At 68.9% G+C, this 20,492-nt stretch carries 16 protein-coding genes and 1 tRNA gene; all 17 read right to left on the bottom strand.

Features of this window, described 5'->3' with window-relative positions; all coding sequences use genetic code 11:
- Positions 1-106: 106 nt before the first annotated feature.
- The gene (gene tuf, locus O7634_RS05860; protein ID WP_278149126.1) at positions 107-1,300 is read right to left on the bottom strand and encodes an elongation factor Tu; all 1,194 of its coding nucleotides are present in this window, start codon (positions 1,298-1,300) and stop codon (positions 107-109) included.
- 214 nt (positions 1,301-1,514) lie between these two features.
- On the bottom strand, positions 1,515-3,611 hold the full coding sequence (gene fusA, locus O7634_RS05865; protein ID WP_278149127.1) for an elongation factor G: 2,097 nt from the start codon (positions 3,609-3,611) through the stop codon (positions 1,515-1,517).
- Positions 3,612-3,685: 74 nt separating this feature from the next.
- Positions 3,686-4,156, bottom strand: coding sequence for a 30S ribosomal protein S7 (gene rpsG / locus O7634_RS05870; RefSeq protein WP_007465317.1), 471 nt, complete (start codon positions 4,154-4,156; stop codon positions 3,686-3,688).
- 1 nt (position 4,157) lies between these two features.
- Positions 4,158-4,532: a 30S ribosomal protein S12 gene (rpsL, locus tag O7634_RS05875; protein ID WP_007465318.1), complete on the bottom strand. Its 375-nt coding sequence runs from the start codon at positions 4,530-4,532 to the stop codon at positions 4,158-4,160.
- Positions 4,533-5,024: 492 nt separating this feature from the next.
- Complete coding sequence (locus O7634_RS05880; RefSeq protein WP_278149129.1) at positions 5,025-5,396, bottom strand: hypothetical protein; 372 nt, start codon at positions 5,394-5,396, stop codon at positions 5,025-5,027.
- Positions 5,397-6,061: 665 nt separating this feature from the next.
- Positions 6,062-6,430: a hypothetical protein gene (locus O7634_RS05885; protein WP_278149130.1), complete on the bottom strand. Its 369-nt coding sequence runs from the start codon at positions 6,428-6,430 to the stop codon at positions 6,062-6,064.
- A 95-nt stretch (positions 6,431-6,525) separates the two neighbouring features.
- Positions 6,526-10,413, bottom strand: coding sequence for a DNA-directed RNA polymerase subunit beta' (locus O7634_RS05890; protein ID WP_278149131.1), 3,888 nt, complete (start codon positions 10,411-10,413; stop codon positions 6,526-6,528).
- A gap of 119 nt (positions 10,414-10,532) precedes the next feature.
- Positions 10,533-13,964 (bottom strand): DNA-directed RNA polymerase subunit beta, encoded by a 3,432-nt coding sequence (locus O7634_RS05895; RefSeq protein ID WP_278149132.1) that lies wholly within the window; start codon positions 13,962-13,964, stop codon positions 10,533-10,535.
- Between the two features lie 569 nt (positions 13,965-14,533).
- The gene (gene rplL / locus O7634_RS05900; RefSeq protein WP_278149133.1) at positions 14,534-14,923 is read right to left on the bottom strand and encodes a 50S ribosomal protein L7/L12; all 390 of its coding nucleotides are present in this window, start codon (positions 14,921-14,923) and stop codon (positions 14,534-14,536) included.
- 54 nt (positions 14,924-14,977) lie between these two features.
- Complete coding sequence (rplJ, locus tag O7634_RS05905; protein WP_278149134.1) at positions 14,978-15,523, bottom strand: 50S ribosomal protein L10; 546 nt, start codon at positions 15,521-15,523, stop codon at positions 14,978-14,980.
- A gap of 339 nt (positions 15,524-15,862) precedes the next feature.
- Entirely contained in the window at positions 15,863-16,552 is a 690-nt protein-coding gene (locus O7634_RS05910; RefSeq protein ID WP_278149136.1) for a hypothetical protein, read from the bottom strand.
- On the bottom strand, positions 16,549-17,439 hold the full coding sequence (locus O7634_RS05915; RefSeq protein ID WP_278149137.1) for an ATP-binding cassette domain-containing protein: 891 nt from the start codon (positions 17,437-17,439) through the stop codon (positions 16,549-16,551). The genes O7634_RS05910 and O7634_RS05915 overlap by 4 nt, the downstream gene beginning before the upstream one ends.
- Before the next feature lie 79 nt (positions 17,440-17,518).
- Positions 17,519-18,235 (bottom strand): 50S ribosomal protein L1, encoded by a 717-nt coding sequence (gene rplA / locus O7634_RS05920; RefSeq protein ID WP_278149138.1) that lies wholly within the window; start codon positions 18,233-18,235, stop codon positions 17,519-17,521.
- A 79-nt stretch (positions 18,236-18,314) separates the two neighbouring features.
- Complete coding sequence (gene rplK, locus O7634_RS05925; protein WP_278149139.1) at positions 18,315-18,746, bottom strand: 50S ribosomal protein L11; 432 nt, start codon at positions 18,744-18,746, stop codon at positions 18,315-18,317.
- A gap of 185 nt (positions 18,747-18,931) precedes the next feature.
- Positions 18,932-19,654, bottom strand: coding sequence for a transcription termination/antitermination protein NusG (gene nusG, locus O7634_RS05930; RefSeq protein WP_278149140.1), 723 nt, complete (start codon positions 19,652-19,654; stop codon positions 18,932-18,934).
- A 39-nt stretch (positions 19,655-19,693) separates the two neighbouring features.
- Positions 19,694-20,086: a preprotein translocase subunit SecE gene (gene secE, locus O7634_RS05935; RefSeq protein ID WP_278149141.1), complete on the bottom strand. Its 393-nt coding sequence runs from the start codon at positions 20,084-20,086 to the stop codon at positions 19,694-19,696.
- 212 nt (positions 20,087-20,298) lie between these two features.
- Positions 20,299-20,371 (bottom strand) — tRNA-Trp (locus tag O7634_RS05940).
- Between the last annotated feature and the right edge of the window lie 121 nt (positions 20,372-20,492).

Genomic DNA, 20,492 nt, shown 5'->3' on the forward strand with positions numbered 1-20,492 from the left:
CCACCCGGAGGTTCAGCGAAAGCCGAACACAGGCGACGAACTGTCGTTACGCAACCTGACTAGTATGCCGCACGACCGGCGGCGGGTCTAATCGGGGTTACCTAGTTCACTTCGTGATCTTGGTGACGAACCCGGCGCCGACGGTACGGCCACCCTCGCGGATCGCGAACTTGAGGTTCTCCTCCATGGCGATGGGCTGGATCAGCTTCACCGACATCGAGGTGTTGTCACCCGGCATGACCATCTCGGTGCCCTCGGGGAGGGTGACGACACCGGTGACGTCAGTGGTCCGGAAGTAGAACTGCGGACGGTAGTTCTGGAAGAACGGGGTGTGGCGGCCACCCTCCTCCTTGGAGAGGATGTAGACCGTCGCCTCGAACTCCGTGTGCGGGGTGGTCGTGCCCGGCTTGATGACAACCATGCCGCGCTCGACGTCCTCGCGCTTGGTGCCCCGCAGCAGCAGGCCGACGTTCTCACCTGCGCGGGCGTCGTCCAGGGTCTTCCGGAACATCTCGATCGCGGTGACCTTGGTCTTGAAGCCCTTCTCCTTGATGCCGACGATCTCGACGTCCTCGTTCGGCAGCAGGACGCCGCGCTCGACGCGGCCGGTGACGACGGTGCCACGACCGGTGATCGTGAACACGTCCTCAACGGGCATGAGGAACGGCTTCTCGGTCTCGCGCTCCGGCTGCGGGATCGAGGTGTCGACAGCGGTCATCAGGTCCAGCAGCTTGCCGGTCCACTCGGGGTCACCCTCGAGGGCCTTCAGCGCCGAGACCCGCACGACCGGCAGGTCGTCACCCGGGTACTCCTGCGAGGAGAGCAGCTCGCGGACCTCGAGCTCGACGAGCTCCAGGAGCTCCTCGTCGTCGACCATGTCGCTCTTGTTGAGCGCCACGACGATGTACGGCACACCAACCTGACGGGCCAGCAGCACGTGCTCGCGGGTCTGCGGCATCGGACCGTCGGTCGCCGCCACCACCAGGATCGCGCCGTCCATCTGCGCGGCACCGGTGATCATGTTCTTGATGTAGTCGGCGTGGCCGGGGCAGTCGACGTGCGCGTAGTGCCGCGCCTCGGTCTGGTACTCGACGTGCGCGATCGAGATCGTGATACCGCGGGCCTTCTCCTCCGGCGCCTTGTCGATCTCGTCGAACGGCGTGTAGGGGTTCAGGTCGGGGTACTGGTCGTGCAGGACCTTGGTGATGGCCGCCGTCAGCGTCGTCTTACCGTGGTCGATGTGACCAATGGTGCCGATGTTGACGTGCGGCTTAGTCCGCTCGAACTTAGCCTTCGCCACTGGTGTCCTCCTGTGGACTTCTTGGTTCGTACGCCCGGCGCGCCGGTCGGCGCTTAGGACTCTGTCGACAGCCTTTCCGGCCTGAACGGCCGGAGAGCCTTTGTGGGTTCTGCGGCGATGAAGCCTACAGGCCCGGTCTCATGCGATCCGATCGTGGTGGCCGCGGGCGGGTGAACCTCCCGCGACCAACCACGAATCACCTGCTCAGAGCGATTTACTCGCCCGTTGCCTTGGCGATGATCTCCTTCGCGACGCTCTGCGGAACCTCGGCGTAGGAGTCGAACTGCATGCTGTAGCTAGCCCGGCCCTGGGTCTTCGACCGCAGGTCGCCGACGTAGCCGAACATCTCCGACAACGGCACCAGGGCCCGGACGATGCGGGCGCCGCTGCGCTCCTCCATCGCCTGGATGATGCCGCGCCGGGAGTTGAGGTCGCCGATGACGTCACCCATGTTCTCCTCGGGAGTGGTGACCTCAACAGCCATCATCGGCTCGAGCAGTGCGGGGTCGGCCTTGCGGGCCGCCTCCTTCATCACCATCGAGCCGGCGATCTTGAATGCCATTTCCGAGGAGTCGACCTCGTGGTACTGACCGTCCAGCAGGGTCAGCTTCACACCGACCAGCGGGAAGCCCGCCAGGATGCCGTACTGCATGGCGTCCTGCGCACCGGCGTCCACCGACGGGATGAACTCCCGCGGAACGCGACCACCGGTGACGGCGTTGGCGAACTCGTAGGTCGGCGAGTCGTTGTCCAGCGGGAGCGGCTCGACGCTCACGATGACGCGGGCGTACTGACCCGAACCACCGGTCTGCTTCTTGTGGGTGTACTCGATCTTCTCCACCGCGCGGCGGATCGTCTCGCGGTACGCCACCTGCGGCTTACCGATGTTCGCCTCGACGTTGAACTCGCGGCGCATCCGGTCGACCAGGATGTCCAGGTGCAGCTCGCCCATGCCGGCGATGACCGTCTGACCGGTCTCCTCGTCCAGCTTGACGCGGAAGGTCGGGTCCTCCTCGGCCAGCCGCTGGATGGCGGTGCTGAGCTTCTCCTGGTCGGCCTTGGTCTTCGGCTCGATGGCGACCTCGATGACCGGCTCCGGGAAGGTCATCGACTCCAGGATGACCGGGTTCGCCGGGTCGCACAGCGTGTCACCGGTGGTGGTCTGCTTGAGACCCTGCACCGCGATGATGTCGCCAGCCTGGGCCGAGCCGCGCTCTTCCCGCTTGTTGGCGTGCATCTGGTAGATCTTGCCGATCCGCTCCTTGCGGTCCTTGGTGGAGTTGACCACCTGGGTGCCGGTCTCGACCACGCCGGAGTAGACCCGGACGTAGGTGAGCTTGCCAAGGTGCTTGTCGGTCTGGATCTTGAACGCCAGGCCGGAGAAGGGCTCGGTCTTCGACGGCTTCCGCAGCAGCGGGGTCTCGCCGTCGGGCGCCGTACCCTCGATCGCCGGAACGTCCAGCGGCGACGGCAGGAAGTCGACGACGGCGTCGAGCATGGGCTGGACGCCCTTGTTCTTGAACGCCGAGCCGCAGAGCACCGGGTTGGCCTTGCCGGCGATGGTGGCACGCCGGATGGCGGCCTTGATCTCCTCGACGGAGACCTCTTCGCCCTCCAGGTACTTCTCCATCACCGAGTCGTCGACGTCGGCGAGGGTCTCCATCAGCTTCTCGCGCCACTCGGCCGCGGAGTCGGCCAGCTCGGCCGGGATCTCCTCGATCGCGTAGTCCTCACCCTTCTGGGTCTCCCCGCGCCAGGTGAGGGCGCGCATGCCGATCAGGTCGACGACACCGATGTGGTCACCCTCGAGCCCGATCGGGATCTGGAGCACCAGCGGGGTGGCGTTCAGCCGGTCGATCATCATCTGCACGCAGCGGAAGAAGTCGGCGCCGGTCCGGTCGAGCTTGTTGACGAAGCACATCCGCGGGACGTTGTACTTGTCGGCCTGCCGCCAGACGTTCTCCGTCTGCGGCTCCACGCCGGCGACACCGTCGTAGACCGCGACCGCACCATCCAGGACCCGCAGCGACCGCTCGACCTCGACCGTGAAGTCGACGTGGCCGGGCGTGTCGATGATCTGGATCGTGTGGCCCTTCCACTCACACTTGGTGGCAGCGGAGGTGATGGTGATGCCACGCTCCTGCTCCTGCTCCATCCAGTCCATGACGGCGGCGCCCTCGTGGACCTCACCGATCTTGTACGTGATGCCGGTGTAGAACAGGATTCGCTCGGTGGTCGTGGTCTTACCGGCATCGATGTGCGCCATGATGCCGATGTTGCGTACGTTGGCGAGCGCGTCTGCGGCGGCCACTTCAATCCCTACTTATCGTCGTCTCGACTCAACTGGTGGCGGTTCCGGCGCCCGGTGGCGCCGGAACCAGGGTGTTACCAGCGGTAGTGCGCGAAGGCCTTGTTGGACTCGGCCATCTTGTGCGTGTCCTCGCGCCGCTTGACGGCGGCACCGAGGCCGTTGCTCGCGTCCAGCAGCTCGTTCATCAGCCGCTCGACCATGGTCTTCTCGCGCCGGGCGCGGGAGTACGTCACCAGCCAGCGCAGGCCCAGGGTGGTCGCCCGGGTCGGGCGGACCTCGACCGGAACCTGGTAGGTGGCGCCACCGACACGGCGGCTGCGCACCTCGAGGGTCGGCTTGACGTTGTCCATCGCCCGCTTGAGGGTGACGACCGGGTCGGTGCCGGACTTCTCGCGGCAGCCCTCGAGGGCCGCGTACACGATCGACTCGGCGAGCTGGCGCTTGCCGCGCAGCAGGATCTTGTTCACCAGCTGGGTGACCAGCGGCGAGTTGTACACCGGGTCAGCGACCAGCGGCCGCCGCGGAGCGGGTCCCTTACGCGGCATGTCAGCTCTTCTCCTTCTTCGCGCCGTAGCGGCTGCGTGCCTGCTTGCGGTTGCGGACACCCTGGGTGTCAAGCGAACCGCGAACGATCTTGTAACGCACGCCGGGGAGGTCCTTCACCCGGCCACCGCGGACGAGCACGATCGAGTGCTCCTGCAGGTTGTGACCGACGCCCGGGATGTAGGCGGTCACCTCGATCTGGCTGCTGAGCTTCACGCGAGCGACCTTGCGCAGCGCCGAGTTCGGCTTCTTCGGGGTGGTGGTGTACACGCGGGTGCACACGCCGCGCCGCTGAGGGGAACCCTTCAGCGCCGGGGTCTTGGTCTTGGTCGTCTTCGCCTGGCGGCCCTTTCGGACCAGCTGCTGGATCGTGGGCACCGGGTTTCTCCGCTCCCTTCGGCCGCGTTCGCGGCCGCGCCGTCTGCTCGTTAGCCGGCCTGGTGACCGGCTCTCCTACATTCCGACCAGGGCCGCCTCGCGGAGACCCCGGCACCCGCGGTCGGGCGTGTCGCCCTCGTCACGGCCCGGTTGCGCCGCTCTCGCGTGCGAACCGGGTTTGTGTCACCGGCGCGCGGGTCGCCCCGCCCCGGGTCTTTGGCTTTGTCGTGCCGCCGCCCGGACCCCGGATGCAGCGCACGCACGAGTTGCCCGGGCATGCCCGGGCACAAGGGGAAAGAGTACCTACCACAACCGCCCAGGTCAAAACGGAATGGCCCGGCGACTGTCCAACACTCGCCGGCCGGATCTCGTTCTGCCTCGTCGCCCGCGATGGGCACCTACGAACACAAGTGTACCGGCTTCCCCACCGAAGCACCCGTCGCCCCCGACCGGGACCGGAAGAGCTCCTGTCGGGAGGGCCGTCAGGTGCCCCTAACTGAACGCCAACAGCAGCGCCAGCCCGAGGCCCAGGACGCTGAGCAGCGCTCCCGCCGCCCCGCAGCTGATCCCGGCCAGCGCCAGCCCTCGACCGGTGAACCGGACCGTGGCGGGCGCGGCCGGACGGCGGATCTGCCGCTGAGCGACCAGCCCGGTGACGACCGCCGCCGCGCCGGCCAGGACGCCGAGGGCGGTGAACGCCCCGGAGGCCCACGCCCCGCCCTCGTCCGAGAAGGCCACGCCGAAGCAGATGACGAGCAGCGAGACCAGTACCGACGCGATGCCCGCCACCAGCGATCCGATGGCCAGCCCGGAGGTGACCGGCGGCACGTCCAGGTGCACCACGGCGAACGGCGTACCCGGCACCGCCTCCACCCGCTTCGGTGGGAGCCGCTGGTCGTCGGTGGGCGGCGGCGGAACCGGCGCGCCACCCCACCCGCCGGCATGACCCGGCGGCGGAGGCCAACCGGGCGGCCCGGACAGCGGCGGACCCGACGGCGGCGGACCCCAACCCTGCGGGCCCGACGCTGGCGGACCCCAACCGGGCGGCCCCGACGGCTGCGGACCCCAACCAGGCGGCCCCCAACCGGGCGGACCCGACGGCTGCGGACCCCAACCAGGCGGCCCCGACGGCTGCGGACCCCAACCAGGCGGCCCCCAACCGGGCGGACCCGACGGCTGCGGACCCCAGCCGGGCGGCGCGGGCGTCGGCGTCGCGCCCGAGACCGGGTACGGCTGATCGGAACCGGGCGGCGGCGACATCAGCCCGCCGTGGTCGGGCGCGGGAGGCGGCGACGCGCCCGGACCCGAGGTGGCAGCGGCGGCATCTGGCGCACCGGCCGGACCCGGCTGAGCCGTCCCCGCCGACTCGGAGGGCGTCGGTCGGTCGGGATCGCCGGCCGGTTCGTCAGCAGGGGGCCGCGCCGGTTCCGTCACGAGTACTCCTGTCGAAAGGCCGCCGCCGCACGGCGGACACCGGCCAGGCTACCGCCGCGAGTGTCGGCGCCCGCGCCCGGCGCGGAACCGCGGGTTCAGTCCATGTTCGTCGGGTAGTCCTGGCCGAACGGCGCGCCGGCCAACCGGACCACCCCGATGACCACCGCGACCACCACACTGACCGCGACCAGCACGAGGCCCGTCCAGGCCATCCGCTCCCCGCGCCGCAGCCAGGCGCCGCCGGTCAGGAAACCCCCCGAGGCGTACGCCTCGCGGCGCGCCTGCCGGGCCAGCAGCAGCGCCACCGTCGCCGGGACCACGCCACCGATGAACAGACCCGTCAGCATGCCGAGCAGCCCCAGCGCGAAGACCGCCCGCGCCTTGGTGGCACGGGCCGGGTCCGGGTCCAGTGGATGACGCAGGTCCTGCGGCGCGACGGGCACCTGCCCGGGTGCTGTCGTCATCCACCCATCATGCCGAACCCGGGCGGCAGGCGGGTGGGGCACCGACGCGACGAGGCCCCCGGCAGGTGCCGGGGGCCTCGTCGTGTGACTGGTGCCTAGCGGTACGACCCGAAGTCGAAGTCGTCCAGCGGAACCGCCTGCCCGCTGGCCGGCCCGAAACCGTAGTCGGTCTCCGGGTAGCCGGTCATCGAGTAGACCTTGGCCTTGGCCTCCTCGGTCGGCTCCACCCGGACGTTGCGGTACTTGCTGATGCCCGTACCGGCCGGGATGAGCTTTCCGATGATCACGTTCTCCTTGAGGCCGACGAGCGAGTCGCTGCGCGAGTTGATCGCCGCGTCGGTCAGCACCCGGGTGGTCTCCTGGAAGGAGGCCGCCGAGAGCCAGGAGTCGGTGGCCAGCGAGGCCTTGGTGATACCCATCAGCACCGGACGACCGGCGGCGGGCTCGCCGCCCTCCGAGACGAGTCGGCGGTTCTCCGACTCGAACAGCGCCCGGTCGACGAGCACGCCCGGCAGGAACTCGGTCGAGCCGGAGTCGATGACCGTCACCCGCTTGAGCATCTGGCGGATGATGATCTCGATGTGCTTGTCGTGGATGAGCACACCCTGCGAGCGGTAGACCTCCTGGACCTCACTGGTCAGGTGGACCTGGACCGCCCGCGGACCCATGATCCGCAGCAGCTCGTGCGGGTCGATGGTGCCCTCGGTCAGCTTCTCGCCGACCGCGACGTGACCGCCGTCGTGGGTCCGGAGCTTGACCCGCTTCGAGATCTTGTCGTAGACGATCTCGTCGCTGCCGTCGTCCGGCACCACGATGATCTTCCGCGAGCGCTCGCCGTCCTCGATCCGGATCCGGCCGGGGGTGTCGGCGATGGGCGCCTTACCCTTCGGGACCCGAGCTTCGAAGATCTCCTGCACACGCGGCAGACCCTGCGTGATGTCCTCACCCGCGACACCACCGGTGTGGAAGGTACGCATCGTCAGCTGCGTACCGGGCTCACCGATGGACTGGGCGGCGATGATGCCGACCGCCTCGCCGATGTCGACCGACTTACCGGTCGGCAGCGACCGGCCGTAGCAGGCCGCGCAGACGCCCAGCTTCGACTCGCAGGTGAGCACGCTGCGCACCCGGACCGTCTCCACCCCGGCGGCGACGATCTTGTCGACGCCGATGGAGTTGATGTCCTGACCGCGCTCGGCCACCACGGTGCCGTCCGGCCCCTTGATGTCGTCGGCGAGCGTACGGGCGTGCACGCTGGTCTCGGCGTGGGTGTGGACCACGAGCTTGCCGTCCAGCCGCTCGCCGATCTGCATCGGGATCGCCCGGTCGGTGCCGCAGTCCTCCTCGCGGATGATGACGTCCTGCGAGACGTCCACCAGACGACGGGTCAGGTAACCCGAGTCGGCGGTCCGCAGCGCGGTGTCGGCGAGACCCTTGCGGGCGCCGTGCGTGGAGATGAAGTACTCCAGCACGGACAGACCCTCCCGGTAGCTGGCCTTGATCGGCCGCGGGATGATCTCACCCTTCGGGTTGGCCACCAGACCACGGATCGCCGCGATCTGCCGGAGCTGGAGCAGGTTACCGCGAGCACCCGAGTTGATCATCTTCCACAGCGGGTTCTCCTGCGGCAGCGCGGTGTCCATCTCCTTGGCGACCTCGTTGGTCGCCTTGGTCCAGATCTCGATGAGCTCGCCGCGACGCTCCTCGGCGGTCATCAGACCACGCTGGTACTGCTTGTCGATCCGGTCGGCTTCCTTCTCGTACCGCGCCAGGATCTCCGCCTTGCGCGGCGGAGCGATGACGTCCTCCATACCGATCGTCACACCGGACCAGGTGGCCCAGTGGAAGCCGGCCTCCTTGAGCCCGTCCAGGGTGGCCGCGAGGGCCACCTTGGGGAAGCGCTCGGCGAGGTCGTTGACGATCGCGGAGAGCTGACCCTTGCGGATCTCGTAGTTCACGAAGCGGTAGCCCTGCGGCAGCGTCTCGTTGAACAGCACCCGACCGAGGGTGGTCTCCACGGTCAGCGGCTCACCCTCGACCCAGCCCTCCGGGGCGGTCCACGGCTCGGCGCCGGCGCCGTTGTCGACACCGATCACGTCCCGCAGACGGATCTTCACCGGCGCCTGCAGGTGCAGCTCGCCGTTGTCGAAGGCCATCCGCGCCTCGGCGTCCGAGCTGAACGCCCGGCCCTCGCCCTTCTCACCGGCGGTGAGGTGGGTGAGGTGGTAGAGGCCGATGACCATGTCCTGGGTGGGCATGGTGACCGGCTTGCCGTCGGCCGGCTTGAGGATGTTGTTCGACGACAGCATCAGGATCCGGGCCTCGGCCTGGGCCTCGGCGGACAGCGGCACGTGCACCGCCATCTGGTCACCGTCGAAGTCGGCGTTGAACGCGGTGCAGACCAGCGGGTGGATCTGGATCGCCTTGCCCTCGACCAGCTGCGGCTCGAAGGCCTGGATGCCCAGGCGGTGCAGGGTCGGCGCCCGGTTGAGCAGCACCGGGTGCTCGCCGATGACCTCTTCCAGCACGTCCCACACGACCGGGCGCTGACGCTCGACCATCCGCTTGGCGGACTTGATGTTCTGCGCGTGGTTGAGGTCGACCAGCCGCTTCATCACGAACGGCTTGAACAGCTCCAGCGCCATCTGCTTGGGCAGGCCGCACTGGTGCAGCTTGAGCTTCGGGCCGACCACGATGACCGAACGGCCGGAGTAGTCGACGCGCTTGCCCAGCAGGTTCTGCCGGAACCGGCCCTGCTTGCCCTTGAGCATGTCGGACAGCGACTTGAGCGGGCGGTTACCCGGACCGGTGACCGGCCGGCCGCGACGGCCGTTGTCGAACAGCGCGTCGACGGCCTCCTGGAGCATCCGCTTCTCGTTGTTGACGATGATCTCGGGCGCGCCGAGGTCGATCAGCCGCTTGAGGCGGTTGTTCCGGTTGATCACGCGGCGGTACAGGTCGTTCAGGTCCGAGGTCGCGAACCGGCCACCGTCGAGCTGCACCATCGGGCGCAGGTCCGGCGGGATGACCGGGACGCAGTCCAGCACCATGCCGAGCGGCGAGTTGCGGGTGTTCAGGAACGCCGCGACGACCTTGAGCCGCTTGAGCGCCCGGATCTTCCGCTGGCCCTTGCCGGACCGGATGGTCTCCCGCAGGCTCTCGGCCTCGGCGTCGAGGTCCATGTTCTGGACCAGCGCCTTGATCGCCTCGGCGCCCATCGAGCCGGTGAAGTACTCACCGAACCGGTCGCGCAGCTCGCGGTAGAGCAGCTCGTCGGTGACCAGCTGCTTCGGCTCCAGCTTGCGGAAGGTGTCCAGCACCTCGTCCAGGCGGTCGATCTCGCGCTGGGCCCGGTCGCGGATCTGGCGCATCTCGCGCTCTCCGCCCTCCTTGACCTTGCGCCGGACGTCCGCCTTGGCACCCTCGGCCTCCAGCTCGGCCAGGTCGGCCTCGAGCTTGGCGGCCCGCTTCTCGATCTCCGAGTCGCGGCTGTTCTCGGACTGCCGCTTCTCGGCCAGGATCTCGTTCTCGATCGTCGAGAGGTCACGGTGACGCGACTCGGCGTCCACGCTCGTCACGACGTACGAGGCGAAGTAAATGATCTTTTCGAGGTCCTTCGGAGCGAGGTCCAGCAGGTAGCCCAGCCGGCTCGGGACGCCCTTGAAGTACCAGATGTGGGTCACCGGAGCGGCGAGCTCGATGTGCCCCATCCGCTCACGACGGACCTTGGAACGGGTCACCTCGACGCCGCAGCGCTCGCAGATGATGCCCTTGAACCGGACGCGCTTGTACTTACCGCAGTAGCACTCCCAGTCCCGCTGCGGACCGAAGATCTTCTCGCAGAAGAGCCCGTCCTTCTCCGGCTTCAGGGTGCGGTAGTTGATCGTTTCAGGCTTCTTGACCTCGCCGTGGGACCACTGACGGATGTCGTCGGCGGTGGCGAGGCCAATGCGCAGCTCGTCGAAGAAGTTGACGTCGAGCACTATGTCCCCTATGTCGTCGTCTTTAAAGCTAGCTATACCGGGGGGTTCGGGACGGGGTGACCGACGGAACGATCAAGCCTGACCGCCTGGAGCCGGTCACCCCGCCCCGAACCGCCACCTCAAACCTCTTCGACCGAGCTCGGCTCGCGCCGGGACAGGTCGATGCCCAGCTCCTCAGCGGCCCGGAACACCTCGTCGTCGGTCTCGCGCATCTCCAGGGCCACACCGTCGCTGGAGAGCACCTCGACGTTGAGGCACAGCGACTGCAGCTCCTTGAGCAGCACCTTGAACGACTCCGGGATGCCCGGCTCCGGGATGTTCTCGCCCTTGACGATGGCCTCGTAGACCTTCACCCGGCCGAGCACGTCGTCGGACTTGATCGTGAGCAGCTCCTGCAGGGCGTACGCGGCGCCGTACGCCTGCATCGCCCAGCACTCCATCTCACCGAAGCGCTGACCACCGAACTGCGCCTTACCACCCAGCGGCTGCTGCGTGATCATCGAGTACGGACCGGTCGACCGAGCGTGGATCTTGTCGTCGACCAGGTGGTTGAGCTTCAGGATGTAGATGTAGCCGACCGCGATCGGGTCCGGCAGCGGCTCACCGGAGCGACCGTCGAACAGCTGCGCCTTACCGCTGGAACCGATCAGCTGCTTGCCGTCGCGGTTGGGCAGCGTGGACGCCAGCAGGCCGGAGATCTCGGCCTCGCGGGCACCGTCGAAGACCGGGGTGGCCACGTTGGTGTCACCCTCGGACTCGTGCGCGTCGATCGAGCGCAGCTGCCGCTTCCACTCGGTGTCGTCGCCCTCGACCTTCCAACCGGTCTTGGCGACCCAACCGAGGTGGGTCTCCAGCACCTGGCCGATGTTCATCCGGCTCGGCACACCGAGCGGGTTGAGCACGATGTCGACCGGGGTGCCGTCCTCCAGGAACGGCATGTCCTCGATCGGCAGGATCTTCGAGATGACACCCTTGTTGCCGTGCCGGCCGGCGAGCTTGTCGCCGTCCTGGATCTTGCGCTTCTGGGCCACGTAGACCCGGACCAGCTCGTTGACGCCCGGCGGCAGCTCGTCGCCGTCCTCGCGGGAGAAGGTACGCACACCGATGACCGTGCCGGTCTCGCCGTGCGGGACCTTCAGCGAGGTGTCCCGAACCTCGCGCGCCTTCTCACCGAAGATCGCGCGGAGCAGCCGCTCCTCCGGGGTCAGCTCGGTCTCACCCTTGGGCGTGACCTTGCCGACCAGGATGTCGCCGGGGACGACCTCGGCGCCGATCCGGATGATGCCGCGCTCGTCGAGGTCGGCGAGCATCTCCTCGCTGACGTTCGGGATGTCGCGGGTGATCTCCTCCGGGCCGAGCTTGGTGTCCCGGGCGTCGACCTCGTGCTCCTCGATGTGGATCGAGGTGAGCACGTCCTGCTGCACGAGGCGCTGCGACAGGATGATCGCGTCCTCGTAGTTGTGCCCCTCCCAGGTCATGAAGGCGACGAGCAGGTTACGCCCGAGCGCCATCTCGCCCTCGTCGGTGCACGGCCCGTCGGCGATGACCTGACCGGCCTCGACGCGGTCGCCCTCGAAGACCACCGGCTTCTGGTTGACGCAGGAGCCGGCGTTCGAGCGACGGAACTTGTGCAGCAGGTACGTCCGGCGGTGGCCGTCATCCTGGTGGATGGTGACGTAGTCGGCGCACAGGTCCTCGATCACACCGCCGACCTCGGCGACGACGACGTCACCGGCGTCGACGGCGGCCCGGTACTCCATGCCCGTACCCACCAGCGGCGCCTCGGCCTTGACCAGCGGCACCGCCTGGCGCTGCATGTTCGCGCCCATGAGTGCCCGGTTGGCGTCGTCGTGCTCGAGGAACGGGATCATCGCGGTCGCGACCGAGGTCATCTGCCGCGGCGACACGTCCATGTAGTCCACGGCGCCCGGCGCCACGTCCTCGGTCTCGCCGCCCTTACGACGGACCAGGACGCGGTCCTCGGCGAACGTCCCGTCGGCCCGCAGCGGCGCGTTGGCCTGGGCCTTGACGAAGCGGTCCTCCTCGTCCGCGGTCAGGTAGTCGATCTGGTCGGTGACCCGACCCTCGACGACCTTCCGGTACGGCGTCTCGATGAAGCCGAACGGGTTGACCCGGGCGAAGGTGGACAGCGCGCCGATCAGACCGATGTTCGGGCCTTCCGGCGTCTCGATCGGGCACATCCGGCCGTAGTGGGACGGGTGCACGTCGCGGACCTCGAAGCCGGCCCGCTCACGGGACAGACCACCCGGGCCGAGCGCGCTCAGCCGGCGCCGGTGGGTCAGGCCCGCCAGCGGGTTGGTCTGGTCCATGAACTGGGACAGCTGCGACGTACCGAAGAACTCCTTGATCGCCGCTACCACCGGGCGGATGTTGATCAGGGTCTGCGGGGTGATCGCCTCGACGTCCTGCGTGGTCATCCGCTCGCGGACGACCCGCTCCATCCGGGAGAGGCCGACCCGAACCTGGTTCTGGATCAGCTCACCGACGGTGCGCAGGCGACGGTTGCCGAAGTGGTCGATGTCGTCGGCCTCGTAGCCCTCCTCACCGGCGTGCAGCCGGCAGAGGTATTCCACGGTGGCGACGATGTCGTCCTCGGTCAGCGTGCCGGTGGTGATCGGCACGTCGAGCTCGAGCTTCTTGTTGAACTTGTAGCGCCCGACCTTGGCCACGTCGTACCTCTTCGGGTTGAAGAAGAGGTTGTCGAGCAGGGTCTGGGCGTTCTCGCGCGTCGGCGGCTCGCCGGGGCGCAGCTTGCGGTAGATGTCTAGCAGCGCCTCGTCGGCGCCGGCGATGTGGTCCTTCTCGAGCGTGGTCATCATCAGCTCGGACCAGCCGAACCGCTCACGGATCCGCTCGGCCGACCATCCGATGGCCTTGAGCAGGACGGTGACGGCCTGCCGACGCTTACGGTCGATGCGTACGCCGACCGTGTCGCGCTTGTCGATGTCGAACTCCAGCCAGGCACCCCGACTCGGGATGACCTTGACGCTGGAGAGGTCGCGGTCGGAGGTCTTGTCCGGCTGCTTGTCGAAGTACACGCCCGGAGACCGGACGAGCTGGCTGACCACGACACGCTCGGTGCCGTTGATGACGAAGGTGCCCTTGGGCGTCATCATCGGGAAGTCACCCATGAACACCGTCTGGCTCTTGATCTCGCCAGTGGTGTTGTTGGTGAACTCCGCGGTCACGAAGAGCGGAGCGCAGTAGGTCAGGTCCTTCTCCTTGCACTCCTCGATCGAGGCCTTGACCTCGTCGAAGCGCGGCGCCGAGAAGGAGAGCGACATGGTGCCGGAGAAGTCCTCAATGGGACTGATCTCTTCAAGGATCTCCGCGAGACCCGAGCGTGCGTGCGGGTCGTCCGCCGACCGGCCCTGCCAAGCCTCGTTGCCGACGAGCCAGTCGAAGGACTCGTTCTGGATGGCAAGGAGGTTGGGGACCTCGAGGTGTTCGGTGATCCTGCCGAATGAAACTCGGCGGGGAGCGAATGCGCTCGACGTACGACTGGTCTTCGCAGGGCGGGAAGCTGCCAAGATGCGTCCTTCCGAGGACCGGTGCTGCAGAACGGCTGGTACGCGTGCACTCCAATGACCCCACCAGAATTATCCGTAAACGGACATTTCCGAGCAGGGGTCAAGTCGGAAGGCAGCGCAAACTAGCAGTGTAGCCGAGAGGCTAACCGCTGTCCAGCCCACCCCGCAGGTCGTTTGCGGAACGCGCCTCGGCCCCCGTCAACCGGGGTCTGCCGGGCCGCTCAGAACGCAACTCCCCACTGGGCCGCTCGGGTGACCGCGACCGATGGTGCCGTCGCTGTCATACCCACATCGTGGCCGTCGCAAGCGCGGTGTCTTGCTGGTGTCAGCGTGCCTGGCAGCCCGGTGCCGCGTCAAGGGCCGGTATCCGGGTCGGCTTGGGTTTCCCACTGGCGGGCGACCCGTCCCGCTCGCCCCGGCGACTGCGGTGGACGGCAGCGCCCCAGGTCAGCGGGCTGTCGCTGGCAGTCACAGCAACACGACGGGCGGCGATCCTTGTCGGATCACCGCCCGTCGCTACGCGATGGTGTCCCGGCTCACTGCCGGGTACGCGCGTGGGGAACGTCAGGTCACTTGAGGGTGACCTTGGCGCCCTCACCCTCGAGCTTGGCCTTCGCCTTGTCGGCGGTCTCCTTGTTGACCTTCTCCAGGATGGCCTTCGGCGCGGACTCGACCGCGTCCTTGGCCTCCTTGAGGCCCAGGCCGGTCAGCTCACGCACGACCTTGATGACCTGGATCTTCTTGCCACCGTCAGCCTCGAGGATGACGTCGAACTCGTCCTTCTCCTCCTCGGCCGGGGCCGCGGCGCCACCGGCGCCGCCACCGGCGGCGGCAACCGCGACCGGAGCGGCAGCGGTGACCTCGAAGACGGTCTCGAACTGCTTCACGAACTCGGAGAGCTCGATCAGCGTCATCTCCTTGAACGCGTCGAGCAGCTCGTCGGTGCTGAGCTTCGCCATGTCTGGCGTCCTTTCCTGAATCTGTTAAGTAAGAACTGGTGCGCCGTGGGGGCCTCAGGCCGCCTCGGCGCCCTCCTTCTCGCGCTTGTCCTGCAGGGCAGCCGCCAGCCGGGCGGTCTTCGACAGCGGGGCCTGGAACAGGGCCGCGGCCTTGCTCAGGTTGCCCTTCATCGCGCCGGCCAGCTTGGCCAGCAGCACCTCGCGGGACTCCAGGTCGGCGAGCTTCGTGACCTCGGCCGCGGAAATGGCCTTGCCCTCGAAGACACCGCCCTTGATGACGAGCTTCGGGTTGGCCTTCGCGAAGTCGCGAAGCCCCTTCGCCGCCTCGACGACGTCGCCCGAAACGAAAGTCAGCGCGGTAGGACCGGTGAACAGCTCGTCGAGGCCGGTGATGCCCGCGTCCGTCGCGGCACGCTTGGCCAGCGTGTTCTTCGCGACCATGTAGCTGGTCTCGGCGCCGAGCGTGCGCCGAAGCTGGGTGAGCTGGGAAACCGTCAGACCGCGGTACTCGGTCAGCACGGTGGCGCCCGAGCTGCGGAAGCTCTCGGTCAGCTCAGCGACGGCCGTGGCCTTGTCGGCTCGGATCGGCTTGTCCGCCATGTCCCTCCTCTCTCGTTACTCCAGGCTGGTCCCGCCTCGGCCGAAGCCGGAACGGGGGCGGAGGCAGCGCGGCAACGAAAAAGCCCCGGCGCAGGGCGCACGGGGCGAGGGCCGGCGGATCGTCACGGTCGGCGGACCGTGTTCACTGCCGAGTTACGCTTGCCGCCCTGCGCGGGTCGCCCGTTGTCGCGGGACCTTCGACCGTGCCGGGGCACGGTGACCAGCGGTCTCTGGGTGGTTCGTCATCCATGAGAACACGGATGACCGGATGAAGACTACGCCCCGTCGCCACCAGCGCCAAATCCAGGTGGGTGAGCCGGGTCACCGGCGCCGGCGCCGTCAGCCCTGGGCGCGCCGCCGCCACAGGTAACCGCCGACCACCGCCGCGCTCCAGGCCAGCCCCCACACTGTCAACCCCACCAGGGTCAGGGCGGCGGCGTCACCCCCGGCGGCGCGCGCGGCGGCCATGATCGGCGGTGCCAGCCAGGGCGCCACCGAGTTGGACAACCCGAACACCACGGCGCCGACGCCGCCGAGGGCCAGCACCGCGACGCCGTACCCGGCGCCGCCGACCGCCGCCCGGCTGGCCAGCGCGCCAAGAGCAACAGCAGCGGGTACGACGAGCAGGTGCGCCCACAGCCCCAGCGCGAGCCCGACCGGGATGGACCGGTCCCCCGGCTCGACCGGGCCGGACACCCCGCCCACCAGCCACGGGAAGAGCAGCGCGACGGCGACCGTCACCAGCGCGGCCAGGGCGGCGGCGAGCAACCCGGCCGTCCGCTCCCGGGCCACCCCCACCAACACCTGGGCGAGCCGACGCTGCACGTCCGGCTCGACGTCCAGGAGGATCTTGGTCTGCCAGGCGAGCACCGGAAAGAGCACCACGGCCGAGACGCCGTACGCCTCCGCCGGCTGAGCCCGCCCACCGCCGTAGAGGATGCCGAGCGCGACGAGGCCGGCGAGCAGCGGCGCCAGCGCCCGCCCGGTCCGCAGGAAGCCGGCCAGCCGCATCCGGATCAGGGCGTTCACCGGACCTCCCCCGCCGCCGGGCCGAGCACCGCGTCGCCGGCGTCCGGCTGCTCCCCCGTCGACGCCCCGGTGGCCGTCGACGGCGGCGCGGCGGGTCGGGCCGGACCAGCCGCCCGGGACGGCTCGCCGGGTCGCGCCTGCGGTGCGGCGGGGGAGGCGTCGGCGCGTACCCGCAGAATCTGGTGGCCCTCGGCGCGCAACCGGGCGACGGCGCCGGCCACCCGCGCGGCCGGGACCGCCACCTCGACCACGGCGATCGTCTCGTCCGCCTCCGACGCCTCCTCGGACAGCGACCCGTCGGCGACCAGCCACCGGCGCGCGGCCGGTAGCCGGACGGTCTCCCCACGGTGGTCGCTGACCAGGACGGACCCCTCGGCGGCCAGCACCTCGTCGATCAGCTCGGGCACCAGCTCGCGGGTGGCCGCGTCCAGCCCCTCCCACGGCTCGTCGAGCACCAGCAGGCCCGGCCGGAGCAGCATCGCCTGGGCGAGACCCACCTTCTGGGCGGTGCCCTTGGACAGCTCCGGCAGTCGGACCGAGCGGAAGGCGGACAGCCCGAGCCGGTCGGTCCAGGACGCCACCGCCGCGTCGGCCGCGGCTCTGCCCAGCCCCGCCACCCGGGCCATCCCGGTCAGATAGCGGGCCACTGTGAACGGCTGGTCGGCGGGGAATCGTTCGGGAACCCAGCCCACCCGCCCCGGACGGCCGGTGACCCGGCCCCGGCCCGGCCGCAGCACCCCGGTGGCGACCTGGAGCAGCGTGGACTTGCCCGCCCCGTTGCGACCGAGCACGATCGCCACCTCGCCCGGACCGAGCCGCGCGTCGATGCCCCGCAGCACCCACGGGCCCCGCCGGTGGTACCGCAACCACACGTTCTCCAGCCGCATGGGTCGAGCCTGCCACACGTCAGACGCGCCGGGGCGCCGCCACTGTCGTGGCGGCGCCCCGGCGGAGCGAACTGTCGACTCAGGCCTCGGCCGAGTCCTCCCGGAGGTTCTTGACCACGTTCGGGTCGACCGGGACACCCGGGCCCATCGTGGTGGTCACGACGACCTTGCGGAGGTACTTGCCCTTGGCGGCGGACGGCTTCGCCCGCAGCACCTCGTCGAGCACGGCGGCGTAGTTGTCCACCAGCTGGTTCTCGCTGAAGGACGCCTTGCCGATGATCAGGTGCAGGTTGGAGTGCTTGTCCACCCGGAAGGTGATCTTGCCGCCCTTGATGTCCTGTACCGCCTTGGTGACGTCCATGGTCACCGTGCCGGTCTTCGGGTTCGGCATGAGACCGCGCGGGCCCAGGATCCGCGCGATCCGGCCGATCTTGGCCATCTGGTCCGGCGTGGCGATCGCCGCGTCGAAGTCGAGCCAACCGCCCTGGATCCGGGCGACCAGCTCGTCGGTGCCCACCTCGTCCGCACCGGCCGCGGCGGCCTCCTCGGCCTTCGCGCCGCCGGCGAACACGATCACGCGGGCGGTCTTACCGGTGCCGTGCGGCAGGTTGACGGTGCCACGCACCATCTGGTCCGCCTTGCGGGGGTCGACGCCGAGGCGCATCGCGACCTCGACCGTGGCGTCGAACTTGACGTTGGTGGTCTCCTTGGCCAGCTTCACGGCCTCGGCGGGGGTGTAGAGCTTGGACCGGTCGATGACGTCGGCGGCCTTGCGGTAGCTCTTGCTGCGCTGCATTGCTGATTACTCCTGTGGTCTCTGGCGGGCCGCTCGGCGCGGGCCCTCCCACGATCGGGTCGGACGGCTGGCGCCGACGTCAGTCGTTGACGTTGATGCCCATCGAACGGGCGGTGCCGGCGATGATCTTCTCGGCCTGGTCCAGGCTGTTGGCGTTGAGGTCGGCCATCTTCTTCTCGGCGATCTCGCGCAGCTGGGCGCGGCTGACCGAGCCGACCTTGGTGGTGTGCGGAACACCCGAACCCTTCTGCACACCGGCGGCCTTGATCAGCAGCCGGGCGGCGGGCGGGGTCTTCAGCACGAAGGTGAAGGACCGGTCCTCGTACACGCTGATCTCGGCGGGGACGATGTCGCCCCGCTGGGACTCGGTCTGCGCGTTGTACGACTTGCAGAACTCCATGATGTTGACGCCGTGCTGGCCGAGCGCGGGGCCGACCGGCGGCGCCGGCGTGGCCTGGCCCGCGGGCAGCTGAAGCGTGAACGTCTTGACGAGCTTCTTCTTCGGAGGCATGTCACTTCCTGGGCTTGGAGCGGGGAAAATGCGGCTGTCGCCGCCTCGGGGCGCGCACGGTCAGCGCGGTGCGACAGCGGCGACATTCAAGAGTAGCGCAGGCCGCAGCCCACCCGTCCGCCGAGGTCGGGCGGGAGCGCGTACGCCGACGTCGGCGGCGGGACGGGCCCGCCGCCGACGACCAATCAGATCTTGGCGACCTGGTTGAAGTTGAGCTCCACCGGCGTCTCCCGGCCGAAGATCGACACCAGCACCTTGAGCTTCTGCTGGTCGGCGTTGATCTCGCTGATCGTGGCCGGCAGCGACGCGAACGCGCCGTCGGTGACGGTGACCGAGTCACCCACCTCGAAGTCGAGGACCTTGACCTCGGGCTTGGCCTTCTTCTGCTCGGTCTCCACGGCCGGCGCCAGCCACTTCAGCACCTCGTCGAGGGAGAGCGGGGCGGGCCGGTCGGCCCGGTCGGTCGCGCCGACGAAGCCGGTCACACCCGGGGTGTTCCGGACACACGAGTAGGACTCGGCGGTCAGCTCCATCCGAACCAGGATGTAGCCCGGGAAGACCTTGGCCTGGACCTGCGAACGCTTACCGTTCTTGACCTCGACCTCCTCCCGGGTCGGCACCTCGACCTGGTAGATGAAGTCCTCCATGTCGAGGCTCGTGATCCGGGTCTCGAGGTTGGTCTTGACCTTGTTCTCGTAGCCGGCGTACGAGTGCACCACGTACCAGTCGCCCGGCGCGTAGCGCAGCTTCTGCCGCAACTCCGCCACCGCGTCGTAGTCCTCGTCCGGTGCGGGCTCGGTCGTCGGGAATTCCGGCTCGCTGGCGGCCTCGACCGACTCGTCACCAGCCGCCGTCGCGACGGTGGACTGCTCGTCCACCGGTCCGGCGGTCTCGTCGTACTCAGGCACGCTCGCTCACTTCCGTCACTATCGGCTGGAGGCAGCCGGTCAGTCCGAGTTGCCGAAGACGAACAGCACGACCTTGGCGAAGCCGAAGTCGAGCAGGCCCACGATCGTCAGCATGACCGCGACGAACGTCACCACCACGGCGGTGTACGTCAGCAACTCCTTGCGGGTCGGCCAGATGACCTTACGCAGTTCGGCTACGACCTCGCGGAAAAACCGGGCGATGCGACCGAACACGCCCACCCGACCGGTTTCCGACCGGGTCGTCGGCCGGCTGTCCGCCGACTCCGCACGGGCACGGGACCGCGTGGCGGTGCCGCCCCGGGAGACCGGCTCGTCCGCGCTGGAGGCGTCGTCGTCGGCTGCCTCGTCGACGAGTTCGTCGTCGAGACGATCGTCGCCGGCGTCCTCGCCGTGCCGCTTGTTGTCGGCCACTTCGCCCTCCGTCGCGGAATCTGGGGTCGTACGCCGGGTGGCGTACGCGGCGTTGGTCACGCCGGCCGGACCCAACCGTCCCGCGACGGGCCGCGGCCGGTGGATCACCGGAGGGCCCGACTGCCTCGGAACCACCCCGCCGATGCCACCACCACGGGCCGGACGCCGCCACTGTGGCGGCGCGACCCACGGGAACGGTCAGGCCTGAGGCGCAGGGGTGACAGGACTTGAACCTGCAGCCTGCGGTTTTGGAGACCGCTGCTCTGCCAATTGAGCTACACCCCTATGCGGCAACAGTCGCCCCACCCGGCCACACACGACCGAGCAGGGGTCACTTGCCCCACGGCGGACCAGTGTACGGGTACCCGCCCGACTTTCCCAACCGGTCTCGCCGTCACGCGTGGCG

Origin of the sequence: Micromonospora sp. WMMD1120 (assembly GCF_029626235.1) — a bacterium.
In the GTDB taxonomy this organism is placed as follows: domain Bacteria; phylum Actinomycetota; class Actinomycetes; order Mycobacteriales; family Micromonosporaceae; genus Micromonospora.

Bases quoted from the DNA above. Each gene is read 5' to 3' on its own strand.
- rpsG (WP_007465317.1), bottom strand. From the start codon at position 4,156: ATGCCGCGTAAGGGACCCGCTCCGCGGCGGCCGCTGGTCGCTGACCCG.
- O7634_RS05885 (WP_278149130.1), bottom strand. From the start codon at position 6,430: ATGACGACAGCACCCGGGCAGGTGCCCGTCGCGCCGCAGGACCTGCGT.
- rplL (WP_278149133.1), bottom strand. From the start codon at position 14,923: ATGGCGAAGCTCAGCACCGACGAGCTGCTCGACGCGTTCAAGGAGATG.
- rplJ (WP_278149134.1), bottom strand. From the start codon at position 15,523: ATGGCGGACAAGCCGATCCGAGCCGACAAGGCCACGGCCGTCGCTGAG.
- O7634_RS05915 (WP_278149137.1), bottom strand. From the start codon at position 17,439: ATGCGGCTGGAGAACGTGTGGTTGCGGTACCACCGGCGGGGCCCGTGG.
- rplA (WP_278149138.1), bottom strand. From the start codon at position 18,235: ATGCAGCGCAGCAAGAGCTACCGCAAGGCCGCCGACGTCATCGACCGG.
- rplK (WP_278149139.1), bottom strand. From the start codon at position 18,746: ATGCCTCCGAAGAAGAAGCTCGTCAAGACGTTCACGCTTCAGCTGCCC.